The sequence below is a fragment of the Apibacter sp. wkB309 genome (assembly GCF_002964915.1).
In the GTDB taxonomy this organism is placed as follows: Bacteria; Bacteroidota; Bacteroidia; order Flavobacteriales; family Weeksellaceae; genus Apibacter.
On sequence record NZ_PSZL01000006.1, the window covers coordinates 60,294 to 86,329 of the forward strand.

General features: G+C 29.8%; 25 protein-coding genes and 1 tRNA gene. 17 read left to right on the forward strand and 9 right to left on the reverse strand.

Annotated elements, in window-relative coordinates:
- Positions 1 to 252: 252 nt before the first annotated feature.
- Positions 253 to 549, forward strand: a complete 297-nt coding sequence (gene trxA / locus C4S75_RS05035; RefSeq protein WP_105297236.1) for a thioredoxin — start codon at positions 253 to 255, stop codon at positions 547 to 549.
- Here the strand turns inward: trxA and C4S75_RS05040 are convergent.
- On the reverse strand, positions 546 to 1,001 hold the full coding sequence (locus C4S75_RS05040) for a regulatory protein RecX (RefSeq protein WP_105297237.1): 456 nt from the start codon (positions 999 to 1,001) through the stop codon (positions 546 to 548). The two genes, trxA and C4S75_RS05040, sit on opposite strands and share 4 nt — an antisense overlap.
- A gap of 104 nt (positions 1,002 to 1,105) precedes the next feature.
- On the opposite strand from C4S75_RS05040, the gene C4S75_RS05045 reads away from it, so the two are divergent.
- Complete coding sequence (locus C4S75_RS05045; protein ID WP_105297238.1) at positions 1,106 to 1,495, forward strand: hypothetical protein; 390 nt, start codon at positions 1,106 to 1,108, stop codon at positions 1,493 to 1,495.
- Between the two features lie 230 nt (positions 1,496 to 1,725).
- Here the strand turns inward: C4S75_RS05045 and tssD are convergent, their stop codons facing one another.
- Positions 1,726 to 2,118, reverse strand: coding sequence for a type VI secretion system tube protein TssD (gene tssD, locus C4S75_RS05050; RefSeq protein WP_105297239.1), 393 nt, complete (start codon positions 2,116 to 2,118; stop codon positions 1,726 to 1,728).
- 298 nt (positions 2,119 to 2,416) lie between these two features.
- Positions 2,417 to 2,560: a hypothetical protein gene (locus C4S75_RS10050; RefSeq protein ID WP_158254211.1), complete on the reverse strand. Its 144-nt coding sequence runs from the start codon at positions 2,558 to 2,560 to the stop codon at positions 2,417 to 2,419.
- Positions 2,561 to 3,867: 1,307 nt separating this feature from the next.
- Here C4S75_RS10050 and C4S75_RS05055 point away from each other — a divergent pair.
- The 4 genes from C4S75_RS05055 to C4S75_RS10055 all read left to right on the forward strand — a co-directional run bounded on the left by C4S75_RS05055 (position 3,868) and on the right by C4S75_RS10055 (position 7,140).
- Positions 3,868 to 4,710, forward strand: a complete 843-nt coding sequence (locus C4S75_RS05055) for a hypothetical protein (RefSeq protein WP_105297240.1) — start codon at positions 3,868 to 3,870, stop codon at positions 4,708 to 4,710.
- A gap of 675 nt (positions 4,711 to 5,385) precedes the next feature.
- Complete coding sequence (locus tag C4S75_RS05060; RefSeq protein ID WP_105297241.1) at positions 5,386 to 5,742, forward strand: YciI family protein; 357 nt, start codon at positions 5,386 to 5,388, stop codon at positions 5,740 to 5,742.
- Positions 5,732 to 6,937: a DUF6596 domain-containing protein gene (locus C4S75_RS05065; RefSeq protein WP_105297242.1), complete on the forward strand. Its 1,206-nt coding sequence runs from the start codon at positions 5,732 to 5,734 to the stop codon at positions 6,935 to 6,937. Before C4S75_RS05060 ends, C4S75_RS05065 begins: the two co-directional genes overlap by 11 nt.
- A 50-nt stretch (positions 6,938 to 6,987) precedes the next feature.
- Positions 6,988 to 7,140 (forward strand): hypothetical protein, encoded by a 153-nt coding sequence (locus C4S75_RS10055; protein WP_158254212.1) that lies wholly within the window; start codon positions 6,988 to 6,990, stop codon positions 7,138 to 7,140.
- 965 nt (positions 7,141 to 8,105) lie between these two features.
- Here C4S75_RS10055 and C4S75_RS05070 read toward each other — a convergent pair.
- Positions 8,106 to 8,179, reverse strand: a tRNA-Asn gene (locus C4S75_RS05070).
- 190 nt (positions 8,180 to 8,369) lie between these two features.
- Between C4S75_RS05070 and C4S75_RS05075 the strand changes: the two genes are divergently transcribed.
- Genes C4S75_RS05075 through C4S75_RS05090 form a run of 4 tightly spaced genes read left to right on the forward strand, consistent with a single transcriptional unit; the run spans position 8,370 to position 11,742 of the window.
- Positions 8,370 to 8,879, forward strand: a complete 510-nt coding sequence (locus tag C4S75_RS05075) for a hypothetical protein (protein ID WP_146105564.1) — start codon at positions 8,370 to 8,372, stop codon at positions 8,877 to 8,879.
- 12 nt (positions 8,880 to 8,891) lie between these two features.
- Positions 8,892 to 9,569: a DNA repair protein RadC gene (radC, locus tag C4S75_RS05080; RefSeq protein ID WP_105297244.1), complete on the forward strand. Its 678-nt coding sequence runs from the start codon at positions 8,892 to 8,894 to the stop codon at positions 9,567 to 9,569.
- Between the two features lie 15 nt (positions 9,570 to 9,584).
- A complete protein-coding gene (locus C4S75_RS05085; RefSeq protein ID WP_105297245.1) occupies positions 9,585 to 10,847 on the forward strand; it encodes a polysaccharide deacetylase family protein in 1,263 nt (420 codons plus the stop codon).
- Positions 10,825 to 11,742, forward strand: coding sequence for a hypothetical protein (locus C4S75_RS05090; RefSeq protein WP_105297246.1), 918 nt, complete (start codon positions 10,825 to 10,827; stop codon positions 11,740 to 11,742). The genes C4S75_RS05085 and C4S75_RS05090 overlap by 23 nt, the downstream gene beginning before the upstream one ends.
- 135 nt (positions 11,743 to 11,877) lie before the next feature.
- Here the strand turns inward: C4S75_RS05090 and C4S75_RS05095 are convergent, their stop codons facing one another.
- Together C4S75_RS05095 and C4S75_RS05100 are read right to left on the reverse strand one after the other, a co-directional pair.
- Positions 11,878 to 13,914: a M3 family metallopeptidase gene (locus C4S75_RS05095; protein WP_105297247.1), complete on the reverse strand. Its 2,037-nt coding sequence runs from the start codon at positions 13,912 to 13,914 to the stop codon at positions 11,878 to 11,880.
- Between the two features lie 79 nt (positions 13,915 to 13,993).
- On the reverse strand, positions 13,994 to 14,686 hold the full coding sequence (locus C4S75_RS05100) for a metal-dependent hydrolase (RefSeq protein WP_105297248.1): 693 nt from the start codon (positions 14,684 to 14,686) through the stop codon (positions 13,994 to 13,996).
- An 84-nt stretch (positions 14,687 to 14,770) separates the two neighbouring features.
- On the opposite strand from C4S75_RS05100, the gene C4S75_RS05105 reads away from it, so the two are divergent.
- Positions 14,771 to 15,373 (forward strand): outer membrane beta-barrel protein, encoded by a 603-nt coding sequence (locus C4S75_RS05105; protein ID WP_105297249.1) that lies wholly within the window; start codon positions 14,771 to 14,773, stop codon positions 15,371 to 15,373.
- A 52-nt stretch (positions 15,374 to 15,425) separates the two neighbouring features.
- Positions 15,426 to 16,832, forward strand: coding sequence for a hypothetical protein (locus C4S75_RS05110; protein ID WP_105297250.1), 1,407 nt, complete (start codon positions 15,426 to 15,428; stop codon positions 16,830 to 16,832).
- Between the two features lie 123 nt (positions 16,833 to 16,955).
- Here C4S75_RS05110 and C4S75_RS05115 read toward each other — a convergent pair whose 3' ends face one another.
- Complete coding sequence (locus tag C4S75_RS05115) at positions 16,956 to 18,272, reverse strand: YihY/virulence factor BrkB family protein (RefSeq protein ID WP_105297251.1); 1,317 nt, start codon at positions 18,270 to 18,272, stop codon at positions 16,956 to 16,958.
- Between the two features lie 99 nt (positions 18,273 to 18,371).
- Entirely contained in the window at positions 18,372 to 19,661 is a 1,290-nt protein-coding gene (gene tilS / locus C4S75_RS05120; protein ID WP_105297252.1) for a tRNA lysidine(34) synthetase TilS, read from the reverse strand.
- A gap of 215 nt (positions 19,662 to 19,876) precedes the next feature.
- On the opposite strand from tilS, the gene C4S75_RS05125 reads away from it, so the two are divergent.
- Genes C4S75_RS05125 through C4S75_RS05135 form a run of 3 tightly spaced genes read left to right on the forward strand, consistent with a single transcriptional unit; the run spans position 19,877 to position 22,605 of the window.
- The gene (locus C4S75_RS05125) at positions 19,877 to 20,623 is read left to right on the forward strand and encodes a (Fe-S)-binding protein (RefSeq protein ID WP_105297253.1); all 747 of its coding nucleotides are present in this window, start codon (positions 19,877 to 19,879) and stop codon (positions 20,621 to 20,623) included.
- A gap of 9 nt (positions 20,624 to 20,632) precedes the next feature.
- Positions 20,633 to 22,021, forward strand: a complete 1,389-nt coding sequence (locus tag C4S75_RS05130; RefSeq protein WP_105297254.1) for a lactate utilization protein B — start codon at positions 20,633 to 20,635, stop codon at positions 22,019 to 22,021.
- Positions 22,018 to 22,605, forward strand: coding sequence for an LUD domain-containing protein (locus C4S75_RS05135; RefSeq protein WP_255410587.1), 588 nt, complete (start codon positions 22,018 to 22,020; stop codon positions 22,603 to 22,605). The genes C4S75_RS05130 and C4S75_RS05135 overlap by 4 nt, the downstream gene beginning before the upstream one ends.
- Positions 22,606 to 22,689: 84 nt before the next feature.
- Here C4S75_RS05135 and C4S75_RS05140 read toward each other — a convergent pair whose 3' ends face one another.
- Complete coding sequence (locus tag C4S75_RS05140) at positions 22,690 to 23,817, reverse strand: endonuclease (RefSeq protein WP_105297255.1); 1,128 nt, start codon at positions 23,815 to 23,817, stop codon at positions 22,690 to 22,692.
- A 98-nt stretch (positions 23,818 to 23,915) separates the two neighbouring features.
- Here C4S75_RS05140 and C4S75_RS05145 point away from each other — a divergent pair, with 98 nt between their 5' ends.
- Both C4S75_RS05145 and C4S75_RS05150 read left to right on the forward strand, forming a co-directional pair.
- Positions 23,916 to 24,926: an o-succinylbenzoate synthase gene (locus tag C4S75_RS05145; RefSeq protein WP_105297256.1), complete on the forward strand. Its 1,011-nt coding sequence runs from the start codon at positions 23,916 to 23,918 to the stop codon at positions 24,924 to 24,926.
- A 79-nt stretch (positions 24,927 to 25,005) separates the two neighbouring features.
- Entirely contained in the window at positions 25,006 to 26,001 is a 996-nt protein-coding gene (locus C4S75_RS05150) for an AMP-binding protein (RefSeq protein WP_105297257.1), read from the forward strand.
- Positions 26,002 to 26,036: the final 35 nt, after the last annotated feature.

The following is a 26,036-nucleotide window of genomic DNA, read 5'->3' on the forward strand; positions in this document are numbered from 1 at the left end:
TTTTATAAATTAACGAATTTATACTTTTTTTTGATATACCCATTAATTGATAAAACTTTATTTTATTCAAGAAATTTTACTGATTACAATTTAGTTTACAACTTTTAATAACAATATCTTAATCATCAACTAAAAATTTAAAATGACTTTTCAATAATGAAATTGTATTAAATAAATAACAATAAAAAATCTTAATAATCTATCCAACGGTTTAATTTTTGTAATATACTATAAATAATAAATGGAATATTTATGTCAAATTTTACCGATATAATTCAAGGAGATAAAACCGTATTAATCGATTTTTCCGCAGAGTGGTGTCAACCGTGTAAAATGTTAGCTCCAATATTGAAAGAAGTTAAAGAAAAAATTGGAGATAAAGCAACAATTATTAAAATTGATATAGATAAAAATCAAAAATTGGCAAGTGCATATCATATTCAATCAGTACCCACCCTCATTATTTTTAAAAAAGGAGAAATAAAATGGAGAGAAAGCGGTGTAAGAGCAGCTCAAGAAATTATAGATTTGTTAAATCAATACTCCTAATAATTCTTAAGTATTTCGTTGATTAAATTGTATTCATACCCTTTTTGTAAGAGATAATTATATATTTTTTTCTTTTTTAAATATACTTCAGATTCCCTAATAATATTCCATTTTTTTTCAGTCAACTCCATGAGAGTTGATTTGTAATCATCGTCGTTAATTTCTTCAATCCCTTTATCTATTAAATTAGTTGGAATTCTCTTTTGCTTTAATCCTTGCATAATTTTAATCTTACCCCATTTTTTTTGATAAAATTTTCCTCTAGCATATGATCTTGAAAATCTTTCCTCATTCAAAAAATTATTTTGTATCAACCATATGAGTATTTCTCCCCTCTCATTCTCATTCAAAGTTCTCAATTCTTTCAATTTTTGTTCAACCTCATAATGACTGCGATCCTGATAGACGCAATAATCTGCTAATCTTTTTTTTATTTGGGACAAATCAAGCACAACATCTTATTTAAATACTAAAATATAAAAAAGTTTCAAAATTTTTTGTATTAAGTTAATTAACCTGATTTTTTAAGTATTTTTATAACAATAATTTTTAAAGCATGAAATCATTTAAGAGCTATTTACATATATTTTTAGTTGTAACTACTTTTTCAATTTCCTATGCGCAAAATAATAATTCTTTTAAGCCTGAAGAAATTACTGAAAAGCAAATCACAACGTTAGATAAAGACCTGATCCTTGACGATTTTCAAAAATTAGAGCTTAAAGAATTCATATTAGAAAAAACTACATATTTAAAAAATGTAATGGATACCGGTATTGACAATCAAGAGATACGATTTTTGATTGAAAACAACAACAGGGAAATTGATTTTAAATTAAAAGAAGTATTATCAACTGAACAGTTTGATAACTATTTAAAACTAAAACGGGAAAGAGCGATTAATCCGGATCAGAAAAAAAAGAAAAAAGAAAAAACATCTAACTAAGTCTAGCCGATCAAATGCATATTTGATTAGATTTTAGCATTGATTTATGTAGGATAATATTATTATTTTTAGAATATAAAAGGCGATAAAATCGCCTTTTTTAACCTTAATTTAATTACATAAAATTTAAAATTTTTGTAATTATGATTTTATATAGATATACTTAATTATCCAATTTTACACACAGTTTCTAATGAAACCCAAATTCATTTTACAGGATGTTATTAACGTTAAGTATTAGGCCATTCATTAATATGTTTACCTGTACCCATTTCAATAGTCCTTGCTGAAATAGTAAACGTTTCAGTTAGTGAATTAGCACCGAAAGCATCAAAATTTTCTCTGTACTTAACCACATAACCATCTGTAAATGACAATTCTTTCAAAGTAGCATCAGAATCTTTTTTTACAAAGATAACTTTACCATCTTTTCTCTCGAAACTATTGGTCATCCATTCAAAGATATCAGATTCTCCTGTTGATTCAACAGTTACTTCAATTCTTCCACCTCTGGTCTGAGAAGATGGACGTCCGGTTGGATCAGTTTCTTGAGCTAAGGAATAATTAACACTTATAATGTTGTACTTTTTTCCTGCTACTTCTAATTTAGATTTAAAAGACATAATAAAAAAACTAATAATTAATAAAATATATTTATACCACAAATATAATTACATTATATAATCTTATCTCAATTCAACACGTTAATTTAATGTTAAAATACCTATTTGTTATTACTCAATTACCTATAGACCTTTAAATCTCTTGTAATAATTTGTATACGTCTGCAATAAGTTTCCACCTTTACAAGTAAGGTGTCGATTTCTGCCTTGCTTTTCCATAAGTTTTTATGGTCTTTTTGGGTTCGATAAGTTCTCGGCAATCAATAAAAAACTTTTATACGACAACTCTCTCCATATGCTATCTCCTCGGAAGATTTTGTTCCATTTTTATAACCATATCAATAGCTTTCTGTTGATAATAATACATATCATGGTTGGACATATCAATAGAATTAATATATATTTTTAAATTTCCATTTGATCTACAGATTTTTCCTGACATCTAAATTCATTAATAATCGCAGTATTTTCTTTTATAAGTTCTCAATTTTCTCTCTAAGACAATTGATAATTTAAGTATATAGGTATATCAATAATTATTACTTTTAAAGTATATGAAGAATATAAAAAGTATGAAAGAAATCCATCTATCTTTTTTATTTAATACTTCCATATTATAAATTTTTAATTATCAAAAAATCTGTTTTTTTTAATTGTTTTATTTTCCTTCCTTTCCCTAAAGAATATTCCAGTATCATTCTTTTTTCGATGTAATTGAGTTTATTTAATGCGGGAAAACAATTGATCTAACGTTCGCATAAATATGTTTACCTTTTTAATAGTTTATTAACTTGCAAATGACTATATCCGGCTTTAACCAGATCAGTGAACAGAACTTCAAAATCGCCTTGCGAAATGGATAATTAGACTTAATAAATTTTGGTGAGTTTAAATATTTAGATTTTAAATAAATTACCCAATGTTTTCTTCATCGTTTTTATCCAGCAAATTAATCGTTGAATCAGGATTTCTTAAGTTATAATCATAAAAAAAGATAAAAAAATTCTCCAAAATCCATACGTTTCGGAGCTTTAACTCTAAACTAGGTTCGTATAACAGTATTATGATCTCTATGGAAAATAAAAGTAATGACTACCATATGTCTTTACTCGCTGTCCGGTGGATAAGCATGTTCTTCCGAAAATTGCCAAGTATTAAAAGTTTTCCGCTTCTTGTATTTTTATTAGCTTATCTTGCAAAGGATCTTTTTTATTTATAAAAAAATACCTGCAGTTTTAATTATAGACATGGTACGATCCAATAAATTCAATGCTGATTCGTGAAAACTTTTTTCTTTTAAATATCTTTGAGAAAGTTTTTCGGATTACTATTCAGTAACCTTATTGGTAAAATAATTTAAATTTCACCGATCTCTTTTCTTTCAGCTTCAATTGCAAATTCGACTTTACCGAAATTTATATATCTTGAATATTTATAAAATAAAAGACCCAATAAAAATAAATAAAATATAAATATTTCAATATGATTATAAATTTGTATAGGATTTTAAATTTAGATATTCAAATAAAAATTTAATATTTATAATGATCTTAATTCAATACCAATTAATTTACTTAAACTTTAAAATATTTATAAATATGTAATCCAGATATAATATTTACAATAAAACATATTATATCATATTTATTATAAAGATCAATCAATTTTCTCATATATTTAATAATTTTAAATGTTATCTTTAAAATTAACTTTATTATATTTTATTTATAATTATAAAATACAAAAAAAATGAAAAAGAAATTTCTACTATTTAATACTTTATTTATTACTATTTGCGGATTACTATCAATTAATAGTTGTAATAACGACAATGATATCAACCCGATATCGAATAAGAAAGAAAGAATTACAACTTTCGAAAAAAACTATATAAGGTATCTTTATCCGGAATCAAATAATGATTCAATTAAATTAATTGGATTTAAAACGGTCTATTTCAACAAAGAGGAAGCACAAGAAATTAAGAACGCACAAGAATTATACAAAAAAGAATTAATTGAAATTAACAAATCAATTTATTATGCTGAAGATTATTCTTTTATGCGAGTATATTTCCCGATGAGTGATGCTATAGTAAACTATAATGGAAAAACTTATGAAGCAAGTAATCGAGGAAGCTTTATTACCGATGAGTTTATAAATTTAAAAACTACTTCTTGTATACAAGTGATTGGAAGAAAAGCATCCGAATTCGTTTCGGGAACAGATTTTAATAGCATTGAAGGAAATCAGATATTGCTAGCCGAAATATTAGAAAAGGCAATGAAAGATCATACTACTGAAAATACCTTTGTATTTAATTTAGGAGATAGAAGCTTTAATCATCACTCCTTAGAAAATAAAACTATAACTGCACGTTCCATTTCCTGTTATCAAAATCATGGAAATTTAAATTGTAGCACGGCTTTCGGTTATAATGGAAAATGTGATAGAGAATTTACAAATTGCATGGATTATAATGGATGGCCTGCAAGATGCTTTGATAAAAGCAAAATTGGCTTTGTTGGTAGTGATTGCCAAAGAGCAATGGCTGCCGGAAAATGTTGGAATGAGATTATGAATCGTAATTAAAAACTTCTATCTATTATAAATCAATTAGTTTACTAAATGATTTTGTTTAGTTAATTTATCAAAAATATTACAGTATAGATAATTTCAGATAAATTATGTGATTATTATTTGTTAAATAAGTTTTTAAAAAAATGAATCCGATCATTTATTATTTTCTTTGTCACTTTAATTATCATAGTTAATATTTTCTAACATATTATTTCCAGATTTTATTTTTTTCATTTTTTTATATATTTTCATTCATATATTTAATTCAATAAAAATCCTTTTAATTATTTGAGTTTTTAATTTCTATAATTCGTTAATTTAGCTAGATTTTTAATATGTCTTAATGAATTTTCCTTAAAAACACTATCTTAAGACGCAATAATAATCCTCCCTATTATCAAAATTCCTTATTATCAAACAAAAATTTAATACATAATAAATATCATTAAGAATCTATTATAACTTTCATATAAAATCATATAATCCGTAAATTCATCTAAAACAGCCTTAAGGGTGGTTTAATTTATATAGCTATTTAAAACCAAATCCCCTTTATTAAACATCCTATTTTATTTTATCTTTGTATAGTATTTCTAATGTAAGTTTTTTAATAATTTAAAATTTTTATTCCAAAAATGTCCAAAAATAGAATAATAAAATGTCTTCAATTAAATTAAAACATTTAAAATGAAACAATTCCTATTATTATTACACGAAAACAATGAAAAACTAAGAGAATTATCAGAACAAGAAATGCAGGCATTAGCTGATGCTCATATGAAATGGGCTTCAAAATTAGCAAAAACAGGACATTTAATTTCAGGGGATGGATTACATGAAAAAGGTGTACTTATTACGGGTAAAGACTGTGTTATTAAAGACGGGCCATACTTGGAATCCAAAGAAATAATTGGAGGCTATTATTTATTACAAAGCGAAAATCTAGAAACTATTATCGAGTTAGCTAAAGAGTGCCCGACCCATTATTATGGGGGAACGACAGAAATCCGTCCGATCTTGAATATGGAAGATTATGATTCCTAATTTACCTTTTGAAGATAAAATAAATTACAGAACTTTATACGGAAAGCTTTTTTCTATATTATTGAAGAGATTTGGTGTTACCCATATTTCTGAAATTGAAGATGCTATTCAAAATTCTTTTTTTAAGTATCTGAAAATCCGGAAACAAAATAATATACCAAAAAATATAGAAAATTGGCTATTCATGGTAGCTCGTAATGATTTACTAAATATAATAAAACGCAAACAAAAAGATGATTATAATTTTTCAATGGAACTTATAGAAGATGAAAAAGTAGATCCATATGAAACCGATCTTCGTTTGCAAACGATACTATTTATCTCTTCGTTAAAGAGCCTATCCACACAATCTAAAATTATTTTTATACTCAAAAATATATTTGGATTAAGCATGCTTGAAATTCGTGAATCCACTTTAATTAATCAAGAAGCTATTTATAAAAGCATTAACCGAACTAAAAAGAAACTTAATATTGATTTAAATTGCAAAAAAATCGAAATAAATTCCGTTACGGTTAATCATAAAACAATATCAATTGTTGAAGAAATTCTTTATGCCGTTTTCAATATTGGCTTTGATTCTTTTAGTGAAAAGACTGAAAATATTGTGAATAAAGATTTATGCTTAGAATCATTTGTTTTGACAAAGTTATTATATAATAAATTCAATTATACTTCAACCAGTAATCTACTCGCCGTTTTATATTTTCACATATCAAGAATTCCTGCAAAAATTGATAATGGGAAATTAATTTCCTTTTTTAATCAAAATCGAGGCAAATGGAATAAAGAACTACTTACTATGGCTTTCCATCATATTAAAAAACCCCAAAATAGTAATAAATATTATATTGAAGCAATTATCATCAGCAAGTATATGTCTAAACAAGATTTTAGCTTAAAAGATTGGACTGAAATATCATATTTATATGAAATGATGCTCGAAATCTCGCAATCACCAATAGTAAGACTTAATTACTCTTTTTGCTTAAACAAAATTGGAAAAACAGATAAAGCCATGAACATTCTTTCAGAAGTTCAAAATCAACTACCAGATCATCATTTATACTTTTCTTTAGTAAAAGCTATAATAACGAAAGAGTCCAAACCTAAAGAGTCACATGATATAATTCTTACGCTTAGTAATAAGATGAAGCAAAAAATAAGAAAAGAATATTTAAAGTGTTTATCTTAATAATAAATTAGATATTTATTAGATTATTGATTTTCCAAAAGAAAACGGGCATGATTAAATCTAATAATTATCCTTTTGGTAAGGAATTATACGAAATTCTAACTGCAAAAAGTCGAAAACCCGCCTTAACACATGAACAGATTAAACAAATTACTAATTTTGATGAAGGATTAAATGCAATCACACAATATCGTGATTTATGATTATTCTTAATCTATGCAATGAAATTAACTTTGTTTATATTTTGCTATTAAACTTCAACAATATCGAGTAAGCTAACCTGCATCGGGGAAGTTCCTGCGGAGCTGAATTTATCCCGGAATTAATGCAGTAAACTTTTTCGAATGTTTTTTCCAATAGGCGCTCATTCCATCCCGACTGAAGAAGATAATTTTTCTAATTTTGTCCCCGTCTGTAGAAAGAATCAAGCCTACAAATAGGTTTTCCCGGTTTTTCTATGCTTAGTTCTATTTCTCTGCTTTAATGTTTTTCCAAAGGTTTAAGATGCTTTCGGTGTACTTTCAAAAATTGTACTTGCACTTTAGTACGGTGTAGCTATCTCCGCCTATTGCTAATTTAACTAAAAAGAACTCATAGCTTTAAATTTTTTAAAAGTAAATAAATAGTGATTTTTCATAATAAATTAAAATTTAAACAAAGATAAATATTATTTTTTTAATGGATAAAACAGCTATAATAAATATGATTCAAAATGCAAAAAACATAGCTATTATTCGTAAAAGATATATAACAGCCATTTTTTCTGATTTTATTTATATTTATTGAACTAGGCGTAATTAATCAAGAATATTAAATATAGATTATTTAAGTTGTTTTCCTCTTTTTCCCTTTTTTTACACAAAACTAATATGTCTTTTCACAAGTTCTTCAATACAGCAGGGTATGGTTTGTCTGACTCCCTGAAGGCAAAATCAGATAACCGCTAAGAATCCTTCATTAACATGTTACCCCCTGTTCAGGGTTACATTTCGCGCGCCCTAACCGAATAAAAAGAGTAAATAAAATGTAAAGTAATGAGGCGAAATATTAAAACAATAAAGATAATGACATTACAAAACAAAGAGATATATAAACAAAAATACCTTATGATCAAATTGTGTGTACAGGGAATAAAAAAAGAGTTACAAATTATGTAACTCTTTTTTAGCTCCTCCTGCTGGGCTCGAACCAGCGACCCTCTGATTAACAGTCAGATGCTCTAACCGACTGAGCTAAGGAGGAATTTTGTGAGTGCAAATGTAGAAGAATTTTATATATGCTCCAAATATTTTTTAATCTTTTTTTCATCTTAATATCTAAGTATATTAGTATCAATGAAAAAAATTTTTATTTTTTTAATATATAGCTCATATAAGATACTTTTTCTAATATAAAATAGTATTTTTGTCTCTGTCTAACTTATATAATTATTATGGACATATCTATATTGCTTGTATTCTTATTGATTTTAGTGCTCTTTATGGGAGGTTTTCTGTTTATGTTAACCCGTTTTTTTCAATCAGAAAGAGAAAGAAGAAGTTTTGAATTGCGTTTAAAATATTCTGAGAATATTTTACCGAACAAATTACAAGCCTATGAACGTATGACTCTTTTTTTAGAAAGAATACGCCCTTCTTCTTTAATACGACGAATAACCCCTACGGATGATAGTAAATCTTATGAATTCACTTTAATAGAAACCATTCAAACAGAATTCGAACACAATTTAGCACAACAACTCTATATAAATCCGAATTCATGGAAGATTATTTTATCGGCAAAGAATGCAACCCAATTGCTTATAAAAAATACTATTGAAGCTATGAAAGATTCTTCAATACAAGAAATTCAAGAGGAAATCATTAAACAATCGATGGAAGACGCTTCTCTTTCGTCTGCGGCAATTTTGTATTTACAAAAAGATATTCAAGACGGAATCTAAAAAATTTTCACTATGAACATCAAATCATTAGCTGAAGAAGAAAGACCCAGAGAAAAATTACTACTCAGAGGGAAACAATCCTTATCAGACGCCGAACTTCTTGCTATAATTTTAGGTAGTGGTTCGAAATCTGAAAGCAGCATTACCCTTGCTCAACGAATTTTATCATCCGTAAATCATAATTGGAATGAATTAGCAAAGCTAACTATACGAGATTTATGCAAATTTAACGGAGTAGGTAAAGTTAAAGCAATTGAAATTATCACTTCTCTTGAAATTGGAAGACGAAAATCCTTACAGCAAGCCTTAAAAAAAGAAAAAATTTCTTCTTCGAAAGATGCATATAATATTCTTCAACCCATTATTGGTGATTTGATGATAGAAGAATTTTGGGTGATTTATTTAAGCAGATCCAATAAAATATTAAGTAAAGAAAAAATTTCTCAAGGAGGAATAACCGGTACAATGGTAGATAATCGACTAATATTTAAACATGCTATAGAACTTAATGCAGTTTCATTAATCATATCCCATAATCATCCTTCAGGAAATATTCAACCCAGCAATTCTGATATACAAATTACCCATGAAATAAAAAAAGCAGGAAACTTATTAAATATAATATTGGTGGATCATCTAATTGTAACGCAAACCTCTTTTTTCAGTTTTGCCGATGAAAATTTACTGTGAAAGACCACTTTACCCATGATTCTTATATATGTTCCTGAAATCAATGAAAGAATTAAGTATATTTTTACTTTTATTTTCGAACAAATTTTGGGAATTTCTTTCCGGCTCACAGATTGCGTTATTCACTTCACTAAAGAAACTTCGCCCAAATTTTCTTATTCATTTTCATTAGTAAAAAACGAAATTCATTATTTGGCTTGTAATTTATTATTTGAAACGGATATTAAAACACAAAACCTAGGGGAAGTTTTAAAAGATCCTTTTGCAACTGCATTTTTTTTACTTTCAAGATATGAAGAATATTTGCCATATCAAAAAGATATTCATCATAGATTCTCATACAAAGCATCATCAATTAAAGATAAGATTGATCCGTTAGTTCCATGGATAGATACCTTTGCTTATAAACTATTTGATCAGCTAAAAAAAAGCTTTCCTTCACTCAATTATAAAGCTCGGAAGTTTACCTATATAAATACCATAGATATAGATCATGCTTGGTTATATAAAAATAAATTTTGGTTAAAAAAATGTAAAGCATTAGGAAAAAATATTTTAACTTTTCGATGGAAAGATTTTCATCAACAAATTTTAGTTTTATCAGGATTAAAATCGGACCCTTATTACATTTATCCTTATATACAAAAATTAGAAATACCTACCATTTATTTTATTTCTTTTGGATTAGGAAGTCAATGGGATACTAATCATAACCCTAAAAATTCAGCTTACCAAAAATTGATAGTACAATTATATAATCAAGATTATACTACTATAGGTCTCCATCCCAGCTATTTTTCCAATAAAGATTTTACAATTTTGAAAAAGGAAAAATTAGCATTGGAAAAACTTGTAAAACAAAAAATTATCATTTCCAGACAGCATTTTATAAAGCTTCATTTACCCGAAACTTACAACAACCTGATCCGATTAAATATTACAGCAGATTTTTCCATGGGTTTTCAAGATCATATCGGTTTCAGAGCAGGGACTTGTACCCCTTTTTATTGGTTTGATTTGAAAAATAATCAAGTTACCGAATTAAAAGTTTATCCATTCTGCGTGATGGATGTTACGCTTAAAAATTACATGCAATTATCTATTGAGGAAGCTGAAAATAAGTTATTAAATTTATTGCATGCCGTAAAAAAAGTAAACGGAACTTTTATATCTATTTTCCATAATGACAGCTTATCTAGTCATGGACAATGGAGGCTGTGGAAAAACGTATATGAAAAATTGATTAGTAAAGCCAATGATTTTAAAGTACAATCATAAAACCATTGATAAAACAAAATATTCCGCATGTTTGGATCAATGCTTCAATTACAGAATTTATGCAGAACTGTGGTATTTAAACGTTGTTTCTCCCGATGGATATGATATTTTGGTATTAAACGATTATGAAGCTGTAATGCCTATCCCCTACCAAAAAAAATGGGGATTTAAATTAGTTATTCAACCTATTTTTTGTCAACAATTAGGCATATTTTATAAAGAAATCATATCCGCTGAAACCTTCCATCTTTTTATATCTTTCTTAAAAAAATATAAAGTCAGAGGCTATTGCTTTAACGAAGAAAACACCCCTTATTTACCTTCACACTATGTAAAGAGAGATAATCAATTATTGAATTTAGATCGTGAATATTCAACTCTTGTGACTAATTATAATGCAACCAAAAAAAGGGTCCTTAAAAATTGTTTATTATCAAATAGCAGAATTGAAGAAAAATATACGGGATCAATTGTATCAGAAAAACCAAGTAATCTACTCAATAGATTTCTGTCAGCCAAACAGCTCAATATCTTAAACACACTTTTACAAGAATTAAATCGACAAAAAGTGTTAAAACAATATACCCTTTATAATAGAGATAATATTCCTACAGTCTATCTATGGCTCATTTTTTCCAAAGGAAGGATTATAAATTTACTGTCAGTAAGAGACAAAGAGTTAGAAATTAAAAATTCGTATGCTTATCTAATTGACGTATTGATTAAAAATCATTCCGATCAAAAATTAATTTTAGATTTTGAAGGTTCTATGATACCGGGAATAGCCCATTTCAATAAAAGTTTCGGAGCAGCGACTAATCATTATGTTTTATACAAAAATTTGAAATGGATGGATAATATAAGCAGCTTAACTATTTTTAAAACTTCTCGTTAACTTTCCTTTAATTAGTGTATTCATTAACCTATATTTGATAGAGTTGATTTCTCAGAACTCAAAAATAACACCATAAAAAAATGGTTTGAAAATTCAAACCATTTATTATATTATACTATCTAAAAACTCTTTTATTTAATTGGTATTGGCTAGTAAACCGGCACGTTTAAGTAAGGCCTCCGATTGAGGTCTTCTACCCCGAAAACTTATATATAGTTCCATAGGGTCTTCAGTCCCGCCTTTACTTAATAAACTTTCAAATTTAGAAGCTGTTTCTTTATCAAAAATTCCTCTTTCTTTAAAGTAATCAAAAGCATCAGCGTCTAAAACTTCAGCCCATTTATAGGAATAATAACCAGCAGCATATCCCCCTTGAAATATATGTGAAAAAGATGTACTTATACAAGTATTTTTGATATGAGGATACAATTGAGTTTCTTTAATCTTTTCTACTTCAAAATCTTCAATCCCTTGATCTGATTTCAACTCATCGGTATGATAGGCCATATCCAAAAGACCTAAGCCAATTTGTCGAAGAGTTTGATATCCTTGCATAAAGTTAGCAGATGCAACTATTTTATCAATTTTCTCCTCATCCAGCATATCACCTTTTTGGTAATGAAGGGCAAAAGTTTTTAAAAATTCCTTTTCAAAAACATAGTTTTCCATAAATTGAGACGGTAATTCAACAAAGTCCCAATAAACATTTGTGCCTGATAATGATTCAAAGGTTGTATTAGCTAAAATACCGTGTAATGCATGGCCAAATTCATGAAATAACGTGGTAACTTCACTAAATGTCAATAAAGAAGGTATTTCTCCGTTAGGACGTGAAAAATTACAAACTATCGAAATATGCGGTCTGATATTATCACTTAAAGTTTTAAATTGCCCCTTATAAGAAGTCATCCATGCTCCTGCCCTTTTCCCTTCTCTGGGAAAAAAGTCGGTATATAACAATGCCTGATGTTTTCCCTTATCATTGATCACTTCATACACTTTAACTTCCGAATGATATTTTTGTATATCTTCTCTTTCAATAAAAGTCAACCCGTATAATTTTTTAGCTACATCAAAAGCAGCATTTAAAACTTGATGCAACGGAAAATAAGGTTTTAATTCTTCTTCAGAAAATGAAAATTTTTCTTGTCTTAATTTTTCAGCATAAAAGGCATGATCATAAGGCATCATTTCTGTTATGCCGTCTCGTGAAGCTATATTTTTTAAATCTTGAATTTCTTTTTTAGCAAATGGCTTAGCTTTATGTAACAAATCATATAAAAAATCATATACAAGTTTAGGTGCAGAGGCCATTCTCTCTTGCAAAATCAAATCGGCATAAGTTTTAAAACCTAATAATTTAGCTTTCTTGCTCCGTAATTCAACAATTTTATGAATAATATCTTCATTATTATACTCATTATTTTTACATGCTCGTTGCATATAAGCAGTATAAATTTCCTTACGCAACTCTCGATTTGCCGAATACGTTATAAAAGGCACATAGCTGGGATAATGTAACGTGAAAACCCAACCTTTTAAATTTCTAATTTCCGCCTCTTGTTTTGCCATTTCTTTTATGGATTCCGGAATTCCTTCCATATCCTTATTTTCGGATATATGAAGAAAGTAATCATTGGTTTCCTTTAAAACGTTTTGGCCAAACTTTACGGATAAAATTGCTAATTCATTAGAGATTTGTCGGAGATTATTTTTATCCTCCGAGGATAACAGGGCTCCATTTTTTGAGAAATCCTTATACGTTTTATCTAAAAGTCGTACTTCTTCTTGGCTTAACTTTGATTTTAAGGTTGTATCGTAAACAATTTTTATTTTTTCAAATAATTGTTCATTCAGTATGATGTCATTTGCATATTCAGTTAGCATAGGAGATATTTCCTCTGCTAAACTTTGCAAATAATCATTTGTTTCCGCTGAATTTAAATTAAAAAAAGTAGAGGAAATTATGGTAAGTTTTTTTCCGACATTTTCTAAAGCTACTATGGTATTTACAAAATTAGGTGGATCAGTATTTTGAACTATTTCGTTAATTTCGTTCTTAGCATCTTCAATTGCCTGTTCAATCGCTGGTTTAAAATCTTCATGTTTAATGTTTTCGAAAGGGATGCTTTCGTAAGGCGTATTAAATTTTTCCACTAAATTATTACTCATAATTTTTTTGTAAGTATATTCTATCGAATAAAGTTTCCCCTATATACAGTCTATATAATTAATTTATATGTGATTAAAATTATTCAAATTTACAAATATCCACTGATTCTCCAATGGACAAAAAAGTTAACCGTTTTTCTTCGGCTAAGAATAAATGTTTAATCTTATCCTTATTAACTTTTATGGCAGGAAAAGTATCATAATGAGAAGCTATGGCATTTTTTGTTTTAACAAATTTTGCTGCAATAACAGCATCATAGCCACCCATCGTATAGGTATTACCAATAGGTAATATAGCCACGTTAATATATCCATAAATAAATGGTAGCAATTTCATGTCTGTGGTAAGGGCAGTATCACCGGCTACATAAATTACTTTTCCATCCATTTTCATCAGGAAACCACAAGCTAGTCCGCCATAGGATCCATCGGGAAAAGAAGAACTGTGGGACGCCGATACCATTTTAATTTTACCAAAGTCAAATTTCTTAACTCCTCCTATATTCATGGGTATCACATTTAAACCCAATTTTTCATAGTGAGCAGTAATTTCCGGATTAGCCAATATTTGGGAATTATTGTTTTTAGCGATAGTTTCAACATCTAAAATATGATCATAATGGGCGTGAGTCAAAAAAATATAATCTGCTTTAATTCCATTTATATCTATATCTTTTGCTAATTCATTTCCCGAAATAAATGGATCAATTAAGACTGTTGCTGATGAGGTTTTAAAACCAAAACATGCATGTCCGTAATATATAATTTCCATGACTTTATCCTTTAATATTTAATGTTCTTCAAATGTAATAAATAATAATTATCTTTGAAAAAAATTAAGCAAAAATCATTATATATGAAAAGACTCTTTCCGATATTATTTTTACTTTTTATTTCAATCGTTACTTATGCGCAACAAGTTGAATTTGGAGCCAAAGCCGGAATGGCTTTCGGTTATAAAGGAACTTTAAAGCAAACCGTAACCAATATTAAAGAAAGTAAAGCCACAGATAATATCGGATGGCATGCGGGTTTTTTTAGTCGAATAAAATTTTTGGAATGGTTTATCCAACCCGAGATTTATTTTTCATCCATGAAAACTAATTTCGATTATAGGAACGATGGTGAATTTACGGCACATTCCAACCGATTGGATATCCCTATTTTGTTTGGATCTAAATTTTTAGAAGTTACCCGATTGTATGCCGGCCCTGTTTTTTCCACTTCTTTAAATGAAGATATTTCCTTAAAAGGAATAAGAAAAACAAAAACAGATGATTTTTCACTTGCCGGTCAAGTAGGAGGAGGTTTTGACTTAGCTAAGCTCACTTTTGATGTGCGTTATGAATTCGGTTTTAATAAAAGTCAAACAAATTTTATAAAGAAGCGTACCGGTGAAGCATTTAAATTAGAGAAAAGACAAAATTCTCTAGTATTAAGTGTCGGATATAAATTTTAAGACAAAACGTATTTGTTATTTTAGTGCCCATTCTTAGTATGATTAAACTGATATGAAAAAATTATCCCTTTTATTATTTTTATCTTTTTTAGCTCTTTCAATTTTTTCATGCAGAGATGATTATAATTATGATTCTGCTTCTAAACCGCTCCGTTTTTCTAAAGATACGGTTTTGCTGGATACTGTATTTTCATCGGTTCGTTCAGAAACCTATGTACTTAAAGTTTATAACCAACAAAACGATGATGTTGTAATTCCGAGGATTTATCTTGAAAAAGGCTCGTCTTCTCAATTTAAAATTAATGTAGACGGAACTCCCGGCAATGCAACCAATCAAAATAGCTTTCTAAACATACCTATACGGTCTAAAGATAGTTTATTCATTTTTATTGAAGTTGCTCCTCAAGCCATTAACGCATCCGAAGCGTTAGCAGATGAGGACTTATTGTTTACCACCGTCGGATCTACACAAAAAGTTAAGTTACTTTCTTTAATTGAAGATGCAGAATTTTACTATTCTAAATCAGGGACTAAAGAAATAGCAAAAGATATGGCTTGGAACAATATTAAATCCAAAGTTATTTATGGAAATTTAAAAATTACAAATGGTGCCAAGTTATCCGTATCGGAAGGAACCAAAATATATCTTCATAAAAATGCAAATATAATTATTGATTCGGGCAGCCAACTTACTATAGACGGTTCTTTGGAACATGAAGTATTAATTCGGGGAGATCGACACGAAACCAAATACGATTCACTTCCGGGTAATTGGAATCAAATTTATCTTGCTGCCAACGCCTCCGCAACAATTAACCACTTAGTTATAAAAGGGGGTAATAATGCATTTTATTTAGAGGAAAATGCTCATTTGAACATTTTCAACTCCAAAATTTATAATTTTTTATATGGAGGAATCTACTCTGTAGGAGGCAATGTGGAAGGTAAGAATCTTGCCATAAATAATTGTGGCACTTCCGATCTTATAGCAGAATATGGTGGAAACTATGATTTCACTCATTGCACTTTTGCCAATTATTGGAATTTGAACGCAGGTGCGGGATACTCTGCCTATTTATCTAATGCTTATCAGAAATCAGGACAAACAAAATATAATTCGCTTACGGCTTCCTTTAAAAATTGTATTTTCTGGGTTAAAAATTATAACAGCTTATATTTAGATAAAAATGAGCAAGCCCCTTTTAATTATATTTTTGATACTAATCTGATTAAAAATACTTCCAATAATTTATCTATAGAAACGGACGAACATTTTGTAAATACCATTCTTAATAAAGATCCACAATTTTATAAAACAGGATATTCGGATTGTTTACTTCTACTTAATATAGGTTCTCCAGCTTTAGGTAAAGGCAATTTAAGTTATGCAAAGGAAGTTCCTGAAGATATGAACGGTATATCGAGAATTAAAGATCCTGCTTTAGGAGCATATCAATGATTAAAAATTATATTTAAATCAGAACTTATAAATTAATGGATTGGCCGGATTATTTTTCAAAATAATTTTACATGGAAACCTTCATGAGAATTTAAAAAAGCTTAATAAGCTATCGATTAGCTCTTATATATCTTTAAGTAAAACTCCGCCTTCATGCTCATAAATCATATTTCGTATTTCTAAAGTCTTATCCCAAATATTTTTGATATCTCCTTCCATATCGATCTTAAAGTTTTCAGATCCATATTGATCCAATTTATTGAAAAAATAATTTATCGTAATGTGATTGATATCGATTCCGGGAATATACGCAACCACCATATCATTTTCCGTAAGAGTTTCTACAATTAGTCCTACTTGTAATAAATAGTATAAAGAATCACTAGTTAATCGGGTGGGTATTTTATACGTTTCAGACAATTCATCTGCCGTATACGGTTTTTCGCCTGTTTCAAATCGTTTTATAATGAGTGTTGTGATCATTAAAAGTATAAAATCTTTATATCTCCTGCTTATGTTGGAAATATCTTTTTCGAAGCTAAACTTATTTACATTTTGGTAGGAAAAAGATAATTGCACCCCGAACAAGCAAATTAACCAGCTCAATTGCAGCCATAGCATTAACAAAGGCAATGCGGCAAAACTCCCATAAATAGCATTATATTTTGCTATCCAAAATTGTCCGGAGATATACAGCATTTGAAAGATTTGAAAACAACTCCCGCTCACTATACCTGCTAAAAAGGCAGCACTAAATTTGACTTTTGTATTAGGTATGTAAATATATATAAATGTAAAAAGTAAGATGATTATAACGTAGGGAATAAACTTTATGATCGGACTAATGACCATACCGATTATATTGATATTGGTGGTCGAGTTCAAAAAAATTGATAATCCGGCATTACAAATTAAAAATAAAGGAGCTATAAGAATTAAGGCTAAATAATCCGTAAATTGACGAGAAAATTTCCTTCCTTTTTTAATTCTCCAAATAGTATTAAAATTATCTTCAATACTTACTAATAAAGTTATAACCGTGTAAAAGAGAATGATTATTCCTAAACCTAAAAATACGCCTCCTTGAGCATAATCAATCGAACCGTCTATAAATTGCATAGCCTTGGAAAGAGCAACTTTCTGGCCCGTAAAATATTGAAACAGTTGTGTTTCTACTATATTTTGAAAACCAAATCCACGGGCTATAGCAAATAATACCGCCAACAAAGGCACTATAGACAAAAGAGAATTATACGTTAAGGCTGCTGCACGAGTATTGATCTGTGAGCCGTTACTATTTCTAAAAGTTAATAAAAAAGCTTTGGTAATATTGATAAAATAAGTTTTTATATGAGGTCCATCGCTTCCGTTTACCCGCCATATATCATAGGTTAAAAAATGTATAATATTTCTAATTTTTTCCTTTATCTTAGAATACATAAGATATTTTTCAAATTATTATTAAAAGATACAAACATGATACCTACTAGCTTCAAATAAGAAAAAATTTACTTTATAAGAGTTCATAATCTTTAACTCTTATGCTTTATAATGTAAATGAAGAAATTTTTGAGTAGAAGGTGATATTTTGAAACGGTCATCCAAACGATACCCTACCAACCAAATAATTTCTCCTGAATTATTACATAAAACCAATACTTTTTCTTTTTGAAAATTAGATACCTTATGATCCTTTAAAAATTTACTTACCTTCTTTTTACCTAATCCATTAATAGGGTAAAAATAATCTCCTTCCTTCCAATTTCTTAAAACTAAAGGAAATTCAACTTTTTCAAAATCAATACTTTCTCCTTCCTTAACTATAGCTTTATCAACTATACAACAAGTAAATTCAAACGGTTGCTTACATATCCACGGAACCGATGGAATTAAAAAATTAACAATTGAAAATTCCGTTTTACTTCTATTAGCTAATAACAATGTTCCCCTATCTACCCAAGCTTTATACTCTTGTGATTCAAATAAACTTCCTGTATGAGCATTTAAGATATTTTCACAATCTTTTTTATTAGTAAATCCATATTTGGAAAGTAAATGGTAAGACAAAAGAAAATCAGCTTGTAGGAGTTTCTCTAATGAATAAGCCTTCACCCCTGTCTCAGCAAAAACTTCTGCTTTTTTTTGTAATTCTTGCACCTGTGATTCTAAAAAAGATTGAGTTTCATGTAAAATACTCATACTTTTTTCTACTTGATGTAAAAAACCGGATGAAATATCTTGAAATTCAGGAATAATCTGATGACGAATTTTATTTCTTAAATAATCCAACGTTTGATTGGAAGCATCTTCTCTCCAAGTGATTGAATGATTCAAAGCAAAATTAACGATTTCATTTCGGGTAAAAGGCAATAAAGGTCTTACAATATAATTTGCAATCATTTGCATTCCCGATAGTCCCTTAATTCCAGAACCTCTCAATAGATTTATAAAAAAAGTTTCTACATTATCATTAAGATGGTGTGCTGTAATAAGATAATCAAAAGAGTGCTTTTTTATCAATTCTTGAAAATAATCATACCTTAAGTTCCTGGCTACCATTTCAATAGACTCTCTATTTTTCTTAATTTTTAAGGTATTAAAGGTTTTAACGAAAAACTTAATATCATGATCATCACAAAAGTCCTTCACTAATTTTTCGTCTAAATCTGAATCCTCTCCTCTCAACCGGAAATTACAATGAACTACACTAAAACGGTAAGGTGAATTATAAAATAAATACAACAATACCATACTATCGACTCCTCCACTAACTGCTAATAAATATTTTTTTTCAACAGGTAAGTTACTCAATGAATCCGTTAACCTCATACTTTTTATTTATCCGAAAAAATTGGTAAATATCAGAATTTTAATTTTTAACAAAGATAACTGAAAAAATTTTTGAGTAAAACCTTTCATTAAGCACAATCTTTGCTATCACTATAAACTGTACAATAAAATGATAAAATAATATAAATACCTTGATTTATTTACTTTAGAATGATTATAAATAACAAAATTATCTATAAAATTAAAAATCTATTATGAAAATTGGTTTATTTATTCCATGTTATATTGATGCTATTTACCCGGAAGTAGGAATAGCAACTTTGGAATTATTAGAAAAATTGGGTTTGGATGTAGAATATCCAATGGAGCAAACTTGTTGCGGCCAACCCATGTCCAATGAGGGCGATTACAAAAGTGCAGAAGCAGCACAAAAACTATTTATTCAAAATTTTAAGGATTATGAGTACATCGTTGGTCCTGCCGGAAGTTGTGTAAAGCAAGTCCGTTTACATTTTGATAATTTAGAGCAAACCGATGAGGTAAAGCAAGTGAGAAAAAACACCTATGAATTGGTTGAATTTTTACACGACATCCTACAAGTAAAAAGTTTTCCGGGTGTTGAATTCAAACATAAAGTTGCTCTACACAATAGCTGCAGCTCCATCCGAGGATTAGGAATTGCCCAACCTTCGGAAATCATAGGAACTCCCTATAATAAATCTGCTGATTTATTAAAAATGATTGATGGACTGGAAATAGCAGAGATGAGCAGACCGGACGAATGTTGCGGTTTTGGAGGCACTTTTTGTGTAACTGATGAAGTAGTGAGCGGAAAAATGGGTAAAGACAAAATTTCAGATTACGTAACCAGTGGAGCAGAATATGTAGTTTCTCCCGATATGTCTTGTTTAATGCACCAAAAAGGAGTTGCTTTAAAAAATGGAATCACCCATTTACCTTTTCTTCATATTGCCCAAGTTCTTAACGGAGGTCCATTTTAAACTTTGAAAATGAAAAAGAAGATTGTCAACATTGAAAAAAATTCTGCTGAATTTATAAATCAAGATAACATACACGAAAAGGAACACGATAAAAACCTTTGGAATGCCCGAGTAAAAAGAGATCGAATAGCCCAATCCATACCGGAATGGGAAGAACTTAAAGAATTAGCATCTGAAATAAAGGAACACACTTTGTCACACTTGGACGAATATGTATCTACTTTTGCAGAAAATGCCTCTAAAAGAGGAGCAGTGGTCCACTGGGCTAGAGATGCGCAGGAACATAACGAAATCGTTTACAATATCTTACAAGAAAGAAAAGTAACTGAAATTATAAAAAGCAAATCCATGCTTCAAGAAGAGTGTGAAATGACAAGCTTTTTAGAATCCAAGGGAATTGAGGTTACCGAGTCTGATTTGGGCGAAAGAATACAGCAGCTTTCTCATCAACCACCGGCTCATATTGTTATGCCCGCCATTGAAAAAACCACGGAAGATATCGCCCAACTCTTTGCGAAAACCATAGGTACTGATCCTAATGATACGGATCCGCATTCTTTAAATGAAGCGATGAGGAATAATGCCAGGCCTAAATTTTTACGAGCAGGGGCAGGAATGACCGGTGCCAATTTCGCGATAGCTGAAACAGGTACTTTTGTTGTCTGCACTAATGAAGGTAATGCGGATATTGGAGCTGCCGTACCCCCTCTTCATATTGCTAGTATAGGTATTGAAAAAATAATTCCAAAGGTGGAAGATTTAGGAATTTTTATACGTCTTTTATCCAGGAGTGCACTGGGAACACCGGCAACCCAATATACTTCGCATTTCACCGGACCCCGAAAAAATGGAGAACTTCATATTATTATGACCGATAATGGAAGATCTACACGTTTAGGTATGGAAGATTTTTGGACATCTCTTAAATGTATCCGTTGCGGCGCATGTATGAATACTTGTCCGGTTTACAGAAGAAGTGGTGGTTTATCTTACGAATCAACCTATTCCGGACCGATAGGAATTATATTAAGCCCGACTTTCGACCTTGAAAAATATAAAGAGCTTCCATATCATTCCACTTTATGCGGCTCTTGTTCAGATGTTTGTCCGGTAAAAATTGATATTTCCGATCAAATCTACAAATGGAGGAAATTGGTTGTCGACAAAGGATACATGCCTTCGAATCGAAAATATGCGCTGAAAGCAGCCGGTGCTGTTTTAGGGCATCCGCATCTATTTAGAACAACGGAAGCTTTTGCAGAAAAAGCACTGCCTATAGTGCCCGATTTTCTTATATACAGCAGTTTAAATCCATGGACTCAAGAACGTAAAATGTTTTCTATGGCAAAAAATACTTTTAGAGATTGGTATATTAAAAACAGAAAAGAAAAAAGATGATAAGTACTAAAGAACATATATTAGAAGCTATTCGTAAAAATAAGCCTCAAGGGACCCAATATCCCTATCCTGTAATTCCTTCATTTCCCAAAAGCTCAAAAGATATTGTGGAAGAATTTAAGGAAAATTTAATCTTAAATGCCGGTACTTGCTTCACCATAAATTCCATTGAGGAAGGCGAAAACAAAATTAAAGAATTGCATCCGCAAGCTAAAGTAATTTGTTCTTCTGCCATCGAATTTCCGGGAAATAAAGATTTATCCAAAGTAACTGATCCTCATCAATTGGATGATGTGGATGTTGGAATTATTCGAGCGGAATTTGGTGTTTCAGAAAACGGTATGGTCTGGTTGACAGAAAAAGGTATGATGGTTACTTCGTTAGGTTTTCTTTCTCAACATTTAATTATTTTGTTAAAGCCTCAAGATATAGTTAGAGACATGTATGAAGCGTATGCAAGAATAAATCTTCGTGATAACAATTACGGTTGTTTTATGTTAGGTCCTTCTGCTACGGCTGATATAGGGGCTGTTATGGTTCGAGGAGCACAAGGAGCCAGAAGCTTATCGGTATTTTTTATGTAGTTTTATACGTTACCGAAATATAAACAACTGAAAAGTAAAAAAGAGGAGAAAATGAATTTCTCCTCTTTTAAATTCTATCATATTTTATTGGATTATAACTTTTCTGTTTACTTCAAAATCATTTCCCATTACTTTTATTATGTAACTACCTGATTTTTGAATAGTAATCGTCAATAAATCGCTGTTATAGGAATTGACAATGGTTTGTAATAAAATTCCGTTTAAAGAAAAAACCATCACTTTTTTAATTGCGGATTTATAATCGTTGGATTTTATATAAACAGTTCCCGAAGAAAGAGTAGGATAAATTTGTAAAAAATCTCTGGGTTGATATTCGAAACTTTCCACTTTTAAATTATTACCCCAAACCATTTCCACCCACTCGGGATGGTCTATATAGGGATTACGATTTTTCTGTTTACTATAAATAGCTTCATTCATGGCTATTTCTCGATCGCTGACAGGATCCATTACATGCCAAGTCAGCAATATATTTCTAAAGGTATCGGTAAACACTTGATTTTTTGTTCTATTAAACATATCAAAACTCCAAGAACTGATTTCATCTTCATATCGGGTTGCAAAATAAAAGAATGCTCGAGCTATATCGCCCTTAAATTCATCAATGGGTTCAAAAACGACTCCTTTATACCCTTTAGAATACCCGGAATTAGCATTGTTACCCAATTGAGATCCGTTTTTGGAAACCCATTTGCTGTTACCTACTCTGCCAAACGGATAATCGCTTCTCATGGCATTCACTTTTCCGTCCGTAGGCCAAATATGAAAGGCATCAGACAGCATGGGATTTTTTTTATAAAATACAGATTGCGGTATCAGGTGCTCTCTATTATAACAATCTCCTTCTTTAGTATAATTACCGCACTGATCTATTCCAAATCGATAATTGTAGGGATCCGCACCGTTAGGTATCTCAGAATAAATATCCAAAACAGTTCCGTCGTTTTCATACCATTGATCACTAAAAGCACTCATGGACTTATATAAATTCCACAAACCTTTATATCCAATGGGTGCATGTCCCTGTTTGATAATTTCTTTCAAGCGTGTTTTTAAGTCATATCCCGTACCGTATGCATCCGCATAATAGTTGAGAGGTATTGACTTACTTTCTATAGCCGGTATCTCAGCTTGTTGAGAATAAAAAAAACAGGTGGATAGTACGATCCAAAATAATAAAATTTTCTTCATATTATTTGTAATTTTAGCGTTGGTAATAACTTTGATAAAGTTTTTAACTTTTGTTCAAGTTAAGATAAATATCTCATTAATTATAATTATTTTTTTATATGATACAGGCAAATTTCACCTCATACGAATTAATATTTAAGCGCCCGGCAGGAACTTCTCGCGGAACATTAAATTCTAAGCTAACTTATCTTTTAAAAGTTCAAAATTCAGATACGGAATATGTTGGCGAATGTAGTTTTTTTAGGGGTTTAAGTGCTGATTCCGAAACAGAATATGAGCCTAAACTGCAATGGGTATGTGATCATATCAATGAAGGTAAAGAATTTTTGCTAACGAATTGTCAAGAATTTCCTTCCATACAATTCGGTATTGAACAAATTTTTGCTCAAATTGAAAACAGTAAAGACGGGTTGTTTTTTCCTTCTGAATTTACCGAAGGAAAACAAGGAATTAAAATCAACGGATTAATTTGGATGGGAAATTTGGACTTTATGCGTGAGCAAATCCAACAAAAACTTAAACAAAATTATAGTTGTATAAAACTTAAAATTGGTGTTAATTGGCAAGAAGAATATAAAATATTACAAAACTTACGGAAAGAATTTTCTGCTTCTCAATTGGAATTAAGAGTGGATGCTAATGGCGGATTTTCTTTCGAGGAAGCAAAAAAGGTATTAGAGCAACTGGCTAAACTCGAAATTCATTCCATTGAACAACCTATTAAAGCCGGAAATGAAAATCAAATGGCTGAATTATGCAAATATACTCCCACTCCTATTGCTTTGGACGAAGAATTGATCGGTAAGTTTTATAAAGATTTAAAGGAAAAAACGTTAGAAATTATAAAACCTCAATATATAATTTTAAAACCTTCTTTAATTGGCGGATGGAAAGGATCGGAAGAATGGATTGAAATAGCCGAATCTAAAAATATAGATTGGTGGATCACTTCAGCCTTAGAATCCAATATTGGATTAAATGCTATAGCGCAATGGACTGCTTTATTTCATAAAGATATGCCGCAAGGTTTGGGTACAGGAAGTTTATATACTAATAATTTTCCTTCTAAACTTTCCGTAAGGGGTGAATATCTATTTTATAATCCATAAATTAAAAAGTATCCTATATTTCTGAAATATATAGTTTCATTGATAGTAATCATTATCGTATAAAGAAAAAAAATTTCTTATGATTCATCTGAATTTTTCAAAACCTATAGACGTAAATGCAATACCTTGTCAAGAAAAATGGCAAATAGACATTGTTGATTTTTTAAAAGATTGGTTTTCTGCTTCACCCACTATAATCACAAAGACATCGGGTTCCACCGGAACTCCAAAAAATATTGAACTTACTAAAAAGGCTATGGCTGAAAGCGCAAAGATGACGGGTACTTTTTTAAATCTCAAAGCTAATGACAGCGCTCTTCTTTGTATGCCTTCTTCCTATATAGCAGGTAAGATGATGTTAGTAAGAGCTATCGTTTGGAAATTAGATCTTTATTGCATTAAGCCCGTATCTCATCCCCTTGAGAATCTTAACAGAGAATTTACCTTTTCTGCAATGACGCCTATGCAAGTTGAAAATTCGTTAGATAAGCTTTACCTTATAAAAAAATTGATTGTAGGAGGCGCTCAGCCTTCCGCTCAATTGGCATCTGAATTAAAAAAACATACCACCGATATTTATGAATCTTTTGGAATGACGGAAACGATATCTCATATTGCACTTAAAAAAATATCGGGGCATGCGGTAAATTCGGTTTTTAAAGTTATGCCCAATACTAAAATTCGTGTGGATGAAAGGGGTTGTTTGTGTATTCTTCCTCCATTTTTGGATGAAGAAATTGTAACTAATGATCTGGTTTCTCTCATTTCTGAAAATGAATTTGAATGGAAAGGAAGAATGGACCATGTAATTAATTCCGGAGGAATTAAAATTTTTCCTGAACAAGTCGAAAAACAACTGAAATCTATTATTCAATCTGATTTTATCATTTCATCCGTACAAGATCCTGTACTAGGTAATAAAGTAGTGATTATCATAGCCGGAAAAAAAGATCTCAATTTAGAAAAACAAATTTTAGATTTCAATTACGAAAATAAATATGAAAAACCTAAAGAGTTTATTTATGTTGAAAGCTTTGCTAAAACTCCTACCGGAAAAATCATCCGAAAAAAATAAGTTCTATCTTTATTTCAATTCATTTTAAAATGATT

Excerpts from the sequence above, each read along its gene's own strand:
- tilS (WP_105297252.1), bottom strand. The coding sequence starts at position 19,661 with ATGAGGTTAACGGATTCATTGAGTAACTTACCTGTTGAAAAAAAATAT.
- tssD (WP_105297239.1), bottom strand. The coding sequence starts at position 2,118 with ATGTCTTTTAAATCTAAATTAGAAGTAGCAGGAAAAAAGTACAACATT.
- C4S75_RS05055 (WP_105297240.1), top strand. The coding sequence starts at position 3,868 with ATGAAAAAGAAATTTCTACTATTTAATACTTTATTTATTACTATTTGC.
- C4S75_RS05125 (WP_105297253.1), top strand. The coding sequence starts at position 19,877 with ATGAAAATTGGTTTATTTATTCCATGTTATATTGATGCTATTTACCCG.
- C4S75_RS05060 (WP_105297241.1), top strand. The coding sequence starts at position 5,386 with ATGAAACAATTCCTATTATTATTACACGAAAACAATGAAAAACTAAGA.
- C4S75_RS05100 (WP_105297248.1), bottom strand. The coding sequence starts at position 14,686 with ATGGAAATTATATATTACGGACATGCATGTTTTGGTTTTAAAACCTCA.
- C4S75_RS05140 (WP_105297255.1), bottom strand. The coding sequence starts at position 23,817 with ATGAAGAAAATTTTATTATTTTGGATCGTACTATCCACCTGTTTTTTT.
- C4S75_RS05110 (WP_105297250.1), top strand. The coding sequence starts at position 15,426 with ATGAAAAAATTATCCCTTTTATTATTTTTATCTTTTTTAGCTCTTTCA.
- C4S75_RS05075 (WP_146105564.1), top strand. The coding sequence starts at position 8,370 with ATGGACATATCTATATTGCTTGTATTCTTATTGATTTTAGTGCTCTTT.
- C4S75_RS05085 (WP_105297245.1), top strand. The coding sequence starts at position 9,585 with ATGATTCTTATATATGTTCCTGAAATCAATGAAAGAATTAAGTATATT.
- C4S75_RS05135 (WP_255410587.1), top strand. The coding sequence starts at position 22,018 with ATGATAAGTACTAAAGAACATATATTAGAAGCTATTCGTAAAAATAAG.
- C4S75_RS05095 (WP_105297247.1), bottom strand. The coding sequence starts at position 13,914 with ATGAGTAATAATTTAGTGGAAAAATTTAATACGCCTTACGAAAGCATC.
- C4S75_RS10055 (WP_158254212.1), top strand. The coding sequence starts at position 6,988 with ATGATTAAATCTAATAATTATCCTTTTGGTAAGGAATTATACGAAATT.
- C4S75_RS05045 (WP_105297238.1), top strand. The coding sequence starts at position 1,106 with ATGAAATCATTTAAGAGCTATTTACATATATTTTTAGTTGTAACTACT.
- C4S75_RS05065 (WP_105297242.1), top strand. The coding sequence starts at position 5,732 with ATGATTCCTAATTTACCTTTTGAAGATAAAATAAATTACAGAACTTTA.
- C4S75_RS05090 (WP_105297246.1), top strand. The coding sequence starts at position 10,825 with ATGATTTTAAAGTACAATCATAAAACCATTGATAAAACAAAATATTCC.
- trxA (WP_105297236.1), top strand. The coding sequence starts at position 253 with ATGTCAAATTTTACCGATATAATTCAAGGAGATAAAACCGTATTAATC.
- C4S75_RS05105 (WP_105297249.1), top strand. The coding sequence starts at position 14,771 with ATGAAAAGACTCTTTCCGATATTATTTTTACTTTTTATTTCAATCGTT.
- C4S75_RS05145 (WP_105297256.1), top strand. The coding sequence starts at position 23,916 with ATGATACAGGCAAATTTCACCTCATACGAATTAATATTTAAGCGCCCG.
- C4S75_RS10050 (WP_158254211.1), bottom strand. The coding sequence starts at position 2,560 with ATGTCAGGAAAAATCTGTAGATCAAATGGAAATTTAAAAATATATATT.
- C4S75_RS05150 (WP_105297257.1), top strand. The coding sequence starts at position 25,006 with ATGATTCATCTGAATTTTTCAAAACCTATAGACGTAAATGCAATACCT.
- radC (WP_105297244.1), top strand. The coding sequence starts at position 8,892 with ATGAACATCAAATCATTAGCTGAAGAAGAAAGACCCAGAGAAAAATTA.
- C4S75_RS05115 (WP_105297251.1), bottom strand. The coding sequence starts at position 18,272 with ATGTATTCTAAGATAAAGGAAAAAATTAGAAATATTATACATTTTTTA.
- C4S75_RS05130 (WP_105297254.1), top strand. The coding sequence starts at position 20,633 with ATGAAAAAGAAGATTGTCAACATTGAAAAAAATTCTGCTGAATTTATA.